Source organism: Peribacillus sp. NPDC058002, assembly GCF_042886655.1.
Taxonomy (GTDB): Bacteria; Bacillota; Bacilli; order Bacillales; family DSM-1321; genus Peribacillus; species Peribacillus aracenensis.
Genome location: NZ_JBHVQU010000196.1, coordinates 1 through 6,798, shown reverse-complemented (window position 1 = coordinate 6,798; position 6,798 = coordinate 1). Strand labels below are relative to the sequence as shown.

The following is a 6,798-nucleotide window of genomic DNA, read 5'->3' as shown; positions in this document are numbered from 1 at the left end:
ATTTCCCTAGCCTTTAATTCATACCGAAAACCAATGTAACGACGATAACGGCAGCTATGATACCGATCAAGTCTGCCAAAAGACCGACCTTTAGGGCATCACCCATTTTTTTGATCCCGACAGCTCCAAAATAAACGGTCAATACATAGAAGGTGGTATCTGTACTTCCCTGAATCGTGGCAGCCAAGCGCCCGATAAAGGAATCCGGTCCATAAACAGATATCAGGTCGCTGGTCATTCCTAAAGCGGCTGTTCCGGATATTGGTCTAATGATCGCAAGGGGTAAAACCTCAGACGGAAAATGAAGAAGGGAAAGCAAGGGGTGCAGTGATTGTACAATGAAGTCCAATGCCCCCGATGCCCTAAATACTGAAATCGCCACTAGCATCCCTACCAGAAAAGGGATGAGGGAAAAAGACATGCTGATTCCTTCTTTCCCCCCCTCAACGAAGGTCTCATAGGTGGGGACTCTTTTCAATGTACCGTACAGTAATATACAGAGGATCAAAATCGGTATCATCCAAATTGAAATGGTGGTCATCCAGTGCAACATCCTATTCCCTCCCGCTCCTCTTTCTCTTGTAATAAAAATATCGATCTATCGCAATTCCTCCAACTGCAGAAATGGCCGTTGCTATTATGGTCGGAAAAACGATGTCCGTCGGGGAGTGGGCATCGTAATTCATGCGGATAGCAATGACTGTAGTCGGAATCAACGTTACGCTTGAAGTATTGATGGCTAAAAAAGTGACCATCGAGCGGCTGACCGTTGTTTTTCCCCCATTTAGTTTCTTTAGCTGTTCCATGGCTTTTATACCAAGAGGCGTAGCTGCATTCCCCAATCCAAATGTGTTTGCCATCATATTGGAAAGTATATACCCCATAGCGGGATGATTGGGAGGCACTTCAGGGAATAGCCATCTCATGAACGGCTTGAACAAATTGGATAGTTTATCCAACAGCCCCGATTCCTCCGCTATTTTCATCAAACCCAGCCAAAAGACAAGTATGCTCATCAGTCCCAGGCAAAGGGTGACCGCTTCCTTTGCGCTGACAAATAGAGCTTCATTCACCTGATCCATCGTCCCATTGATCATGCCAAAGACAATACCGATCACAAACATCCCGAACCAAATGTAATTAACCATTGCGTCCGATTCCCAATACCGCTTCAAATATCTCAGCCCATGAAGATTGGAATGATTGTTGCTTGAAGCTTTCTTTTGATTCCCCATAAAAAATCGAACGACTACCTATTTTCTTTCCATCAAGATAGATGGATGCTCTGCCGACCACTGCAGGGATTTTCCTTTTATCCTTCCAAGCCCTCTGTGGCTTCAACAATTTCATTTTCACATTGACCAACTTTCTCTCTTCTTTTGTCAGTGGGTACGAAAAATCATTTTTAATGTAGACATGCCCTTTATATATTTTATTTTCCATATTCTTTACCATGCCTTCAGGTAAAATTTCTGTTGGCTTATAATCCTTAAATGCGGATTCGTACATTTGAATATGATCATTCCAATCATCCGGACCATTCAATGTCACAGCAATCAGGTCATGCCCGTCTTTTGTTGCGGTTGTGACCAAGGTACGTTTTGCTAGTTTGGTATACCCTGTTTTCCCCCCTGTGCAATACTCATACAATTGTGTAAGTAGGCGGTTTTTGTTCTTCCATACATAATCCCATTGTTCTGTGGAATTAGGTGCCCTGTGTTCCTTTGTGCCGGCGATCTTTGCATACGTTTCATTTTGCATGGCATAACGAGTGAGTATCGCCATATCATATGCGGTTGAATAATGGTTTTTCGTATTGTCCAAACCATGCGGATTTGAAAAATGGGTATTTTTCATCCCGATTTCTTCCGCCTTTTGATTCATCATCCACACGAATCCATCCAGGCTTCCCCCAACCTTTTCGCTGATTGCGACTGCTGCATCATTACCTGAACGAAGCATCAAGCCGTAAACCAAATCTTCGAGCTTAATTCTTTCTCCTTCTTTTAAATAAAGTGATGAGCCCTCCGTCCCGAAGGCATTGCTGCTAACCTTCACTGTTTCATCCATTAGTCCCGATTCAATAGCCAAGATAGCAGTCATTATTTTCGTAATGCTTGCTATGCGGTTCTTTTCATGAGCATTCACTTCATATATGACCCTTCCGCTATCCTCATCCATTAAAATCGCACTATGGGCACTTACAGATACATTTGCATTGGCGCTTTGTACGGGTGCCATAAAAGACAACAGGAGAATGACGATACACAAACTTGATAACCCTTTATATGGAAAACGCATGAGTGCCCCCTCGTCTCTTTACTTGTTTTTGTACAAGTTTATGCAAATGGACAAGGGTTATGAATAAAAGAATGTAAACCTTCATGATATCTATTGATTTTCAACATAAAAAAAATCGATAGGGGCCCCTATCGATTTAGTGTTCTATCATACTAATAATGCAGCGATTTCATCAATTTTCTTAGCTCCGAATACCACTTCTTCATCATTGATAATCATGGCCGGCACGCTCATGACTTTATATTTCTTCTTGATATCCTGGAAATTACTTATATCGACCATTTCAGCTTCAACGTTAGGGTTTTCAATCGCAATGCGCTGTGCACCCACTACAACGTCTGGACAGTAGTGACATGCCAATGAAACCATAACCTTAATGTTCGCTTTTTTACTGATTCCCTTAATTGAATTCAATACGGCCGAATCCAATGCTTGACCAGGACCGGCCAAGTTATAGATAGCCAAAATGAAGGAATTCAACTCATGGCCGCCTGGTACACCGTGGTACTTGACGCCACTGTAGTCACCATTCGAATTTAAGAGGGAAACGACAGGGAACTTATCTGCATTGATTTTTCCTTCAATTTCCGGGCTTTCCCCCTTGTTGTATAACTCAAGATGCAGCTTGTCTCCTAATTCCGCAACATCCAACAAGAAGTCTCGCAATTCGACCGATTTTGGCAAGCTTTCATCGACGATGGACACCAATGTTACTTCGCTCTCCATCTTGCCGAAGATTCCCTTTAATTGGCCGCGTAACGCATCACTTAATAAAGCGCTCTTACCTGCCGGGACAGCAGCCTGTTCTTTTTTCGCCGGTTTTTCAACTTCAGGTTCATCTTTGATTCCTAGGCGATCTTTTTCTTCTTCAATATATTTACCGGCATCCGTTGCTGCAATCGCTCCATCAGATACAGCTGTAATAATCTGGCGTAAGGATTTTGGCCTTAGGTCGCCCGCTGCATAGACACCTTTCACATTAGTCTTCATATCATCATCGGTTAAAATGTAACCGGCATGATCCATTTCGATGTGGCCCTTGAATATTTCTGTTTTCGGCTCATACCCTATGAAAACGAAAACTCCAAACGTGCTGTCTTCTTCCTTCGCCTCATATTCAAATTCTTCTTTAGTCGCATTATTGATGAAACGGGCACTTTGAATCATCCCGTCTCCATATACCCCAAGAATCTCCGTATTGAATTTCACTTCAATCTTATCATTTGCCATTACTTTATCCACAATGGACGGGGCACACGAGAAGCTTGATTCCCGGGCGATGATTGTAACTTTTGTAGCAAAGCGGGTCAGGAATATAGCTTCTTCGGCGGCTGCATATCCTGCCCCGATAACGAAAACTTCCAACCCTTCAAAGAATTCACCATCGCATGTTGAACAATATGCTACACCGCGGCCAGTAAATTCCTCTTCACCTGGAAAGCCTAGTGTTCTTGGGGATGCACCCGTTGCAATGATGACGGCGCGGGCATGGTAGTCCCCGCCAAGAGTTTTTACGACTTTCACCTCACCGGAGAAATCCACGCCCGTTACATCGGCTTTGGCGAATTCGACGCCAAAATCCTCGTTTTGAAGCTTCATTTCTTCAACTAACCTAGGGCCCGATATATGACGGATACCAGGATAATTGGCTATTTCCGATGTAGTTGCAGCTTGTCCGCCGCCAGTTCCTTTTTCAAGAATTATTGTTTTTAACTTAGCTCTTCCTGCATAGACGCCGGCTGAGAGGCCTGCAGGTCCGCCGCCAATAATTAATAAATCATAGATTTTTTTCATCTTTTGTGCTCCTTGCTTAATGATAATACGTGCTAAACTGATTATTTTGAAAAACAAAAGGCACTTATTTTAGGTAAGTGCCTTTTGTCATAAGATCTTGCAGGACGAGTTGTCCCTGTAATCGTACATCAATGCTCGGTATGTCCATTACCTGTAGAAATGGACCATCCCATTATAAATTAAAGTTTACCTACAAGGTCTAGGCTTGGTTCAAGAGTGGCTTCACCTGGAGTCCATTTTGCAGGGCAAACTTTATCTCCATGTTCCGCTACGAATTGCGCAGCTTGAACTTTTCTTACAAGTTCTTCAGCATTGCGGCCAATTCCTAGGTCATTAATTTCGTATGCTTTAATTTGTCCTTCTGGATTCACGATGAAAGTTCCACGTAGAGCCAATCCATCTTCTTCAATCAATACACCGAATTGACGGGATAAAACGTTTGCTGGGTCAGCTAACATTGGATATTGGATTTTACCGATTGTATCAGTGGCATCTGCCCATCCTTTGTGGCTGAAATGAGTGTCTGTTGAAACTGAGTAAACTTCACAACCAATTTCCTTGAATGTTTCATAGTTATCTTGAAGATCAGCTAATTCAGTTGGACATACGAAAGAGAAGTCAGCTGGGTAGAAAAAGAATACTGCCCATTTTCCTTTAACATCTTCAAGTGTAACTTCTTTGAATTCTCCTGCATGGTAAGCTTGTACTTTAAAATCTTCAACTTGTTTATTGATCAATGACATAATAAATTCCTCCAATAGCTATTTTTTTATCTGCTCCTATTTATAATAATTATTAAATAGAAGTTAGTCAATAAATATACCTTAATAATTTTTAAGTTCACAAATTGGTCACAGTTTTTATATTGATATAAATTAATTATTTTTAAAAACCCATAGTACTTCAAAGTAGCATATTTAACACGTTTCCAATGTTATTTCAAGGATTTATATAAGACACATGCTCATTATTTCGTGAGATGATATCATCTCCTTTTCAATCTAATTATAATATCCAAATGAGAATCATAAGTCGCTCCCAAAATAAAAATTTGCAGCTCTCCTTCATATCATTCCCATATTTTCCCTAAAAAATTCTTGATACAATATTTCATGCAAAAAAAAAAACGAACCTTCACGGCTCGTATATTTGCAATTGGTTCTCAAAAGGCTCCTTATATTTTGTCAGTTATTGCTTTTTCCAGATAAGTTTTTTCGCTTCGGTGAACCTTACGGCAGTTTTCGGCCAGTTTACAACGTCCCACCATTTGTCCACATAGGCTGCCCGATTATTTTTATATTGCAGGTAATAAGCATGTTCCCATACATCAAGAACAAGAATTGGGATCGTATCCCACTGGGTCAAAACCATATGCAATTCCGATTGAAGTATTTCTAGCCGCCGCGCACGCGGAACCCAGACTAAAATCGCCCAGCCAACTCCTTCTACTTGTTTGGCAGCTTCACTAAAATGACTTTTAAAAGCTGCAAAGCTTCCAAAATCCGTCTCAATCTGATTGAGTAAATCCCCCCTTGGCTGTCCGCCCCCTCCCGGTATCATCTCTTCCCAGAACAGCGTATGGAGATAATGGCCTGACCCATGAAAGGCTGCTTCCTTTTCCCAATGTTTCAACAAGGAAAAATCTTTCGTTTCCCTCGCTTTTTTCATCATCAATTCCGCTTTATTCAGACCATCGACATATGCTTGATGATGCTTATCATGGTGCAGATACATGATTTCCCTTGAAATTGTCGGTTCCAATGCCTCATAGGCATAAGGTAACGGCGGTAGCGTATGCTTCCCAATGGGCACTGATTGCCTATCCTGTATACTGAATTCTCTAGCGAGTTCTTCAATTTCCTGGTAGACCCGAGCCATCTCTTCTTCAATCAGGACCATATCCTCATAATCCATTTCTTCCTCATCCATATCTTTTGTCAACTGGGAAAGCCGTTCCATATTCGACAGCAATGGTGAATCGGTGATATCGATCTTCTCAAGATATTCCATCACTCCATCTACCCAATCACTTACCTCTTTAGCATAATCTCTTTCATCGGACATCTTGCAACCTCCTCTTAACCTTTATGCACATAAATCATCAAAGTATTTTATGTTTCGATTAAGCGGAGATTCCATTTATAGCTAAAAAAAACAGCTAGGCCTCTTAAGCCCAGCTGTTTCATTATCTTGACTGTAACATTTTCGTCCGGTAATCCGTTTCATAAAACTCCAATTCTTCACGCATCGTCTGGAATCCACTTTCCACGGCCTTCAGAATGGATATTATGCTATCAGGTACACTTTGGTGAAATTTAATCGAGTTTTTTCCTGTATAGGCAGATCTGCTGTCCTCAAACCACCTATCTGATTTTGGGGAAAAGTATTCTTCGATACATTGATGATAAACTCTATAAAGCGTCTTTTCAGCTGCAGCTTTATTGAAAGCATCATTTTTCAGAACGATTTGGCAAGCCTCCAAGCCCTCTTCACAACTTACAAGCATTCTTCTTAAACTAGAAAGGATTCCTTTATAATAGGTTTCATCCCCGCTTTTTTCCTCTTGCAGCTTAGAATAGGTCGTCTCATTCATAAATTCTTCTAGTTGAGCCACTGTCGTTTCTAAAAACCCTTTTACATCCTCAAGCTGAGATTTTACCAATGTATTCCCCAACCGTGAACCCTCCTCAAAATGATTAAGAT

General features: G+C 41.3%; 7 protein-coding genes. All 7 read right to left on the bottom strand.

All coding sequences use genetic code 11. From position 1 onward, the window contains the following. Nucleotides 1–13: 13 nt before the first annotated feature. The gene (locus tag ACFVSH_RS21320) at nt 14–541 is read right to left on the bottom strand and encodes a spore maturation protein (RefSeq protein WP_370662592.1); all 528 of its coding nucleotides are present in this window, start codon (nt 539–541) and stop codon (nt 14–16) included. Between the two features lie 13 nt (nt 542–554). Further along, the gene (locus ACFVSH_RS21315; protein WP_260286078.1) at nt 555–1,148 is read right to left on the bottom strand and encodes a nucleoside recognition domain-containing protein; all 594 of its coding nucleotides are present in this window, start codon (nt 1,146–1,148) and stop codon (nt 555–557) included. After that, the gene (locus tag ACFVSH_RS21310; RefSeq protein WP_387707706.1) at nt 1,141–2,301 is read right to left on the bottom strand and encodes a D-alanyl-D-alanine carboxypeptidase family protein; all 1,161 of its coding nucleotides are present in this window, start codon (nt 2,299–2,301) and stop codon (nt 1,141–1,143) included. The genes ACFVSH_RS21315 and ACFVSH_RS21310 overlap by 8 nt, the downstream gene beginning before the upstream one ends. 147 nt (nt 2,302–2,448) lie before the next feature. Then, nucleotides 2,449–4,095, bottom strand: coding sequence for an FAD-dependent oxidoreductase (locus tag ACFVSH_RS21305; RefSeq protein WP_387707705.1), 1,647 nt, complete (start codon nt 4,093–4,095; stop codon nt 2,449–2,451). Between the two features lie 179 nt (nt 4,096–4,274). Beyond that, complete coding sequence (gene ahpC, locus ACFVSH_RS21300; protein WP_063233159.1) at nt 4,275–4,838, bottom strand: alkyl hydroperoxide reductase subunit C; 564 nt, start codon at nt 4,836–4,838, stop codon at nt 4,275–4,277. Between the two features lie 445 nt (nt 4,839–5,283). Further along, nucleotides 5,284–6,159 (bottom strand): superoxide dismutase, encoded by an 876-nt coding sequence (locus ACFVSH_RS21295; protein WP_387707703.1) that lies wholly within the window; start codon nt 6,157–6,159, stop codon nt 5,284–5,286. A 121-nt stretch (nt 6,160–6,280) separates the two neighbouring features. Continuing rightward, a partial coding sequence (locus ACFVSH_RS21290) for a YpuI family protein (RefSeq protein WP_387707701.1) occupies nt 6,281–6,798 on the bottom strand: 518 nt, incomplete at its 5' end.

Coding starts and splice junctions, on each gene's coding strand:
- ACFVSH_RS21320 (WP_370662592.1), bottom strand. CDS start 541: ATGACCACCATTTCAATTTGGATGATACCGATTTTGATCCTCTGTATA.
- ACFVSH_RS21305 (WP_387707705.1), bottom strand. CDS start 4,095: ATGAAAAAAATCTATGATTTATTAATTATTGGCGGCGGACCTGCAGGC.
- ahpC (WP_063233159.1), bottom strand. CDS start 4,838: ATGTCATTGATCAATAAACAAGTTGAAGATTTTAAAGTACAAGCTTAC.
- ACFVSH_RS21315 (WP_260286078.1), bottom strand. CDS start 1,148: ATGGTTAATTACATTTGGTTCGGGATGTTTGTGATCGGTATTGTCTTT.
- ACFVSH_RS21295 (WP_387707703.1), bottom strand. CDS start 6,159: ATGTCCGATGAAAGAGATTATGCTAAAGAGGTAAGTGATTGGGTAGAT.
- ACFVSH_RS21310 (WP_387707706.1), bottom strand. CDS start 2,301: ATGCGTTTTCCATATAAAGGGTTATCAAGTTTGTGTATCGTCATTCTC.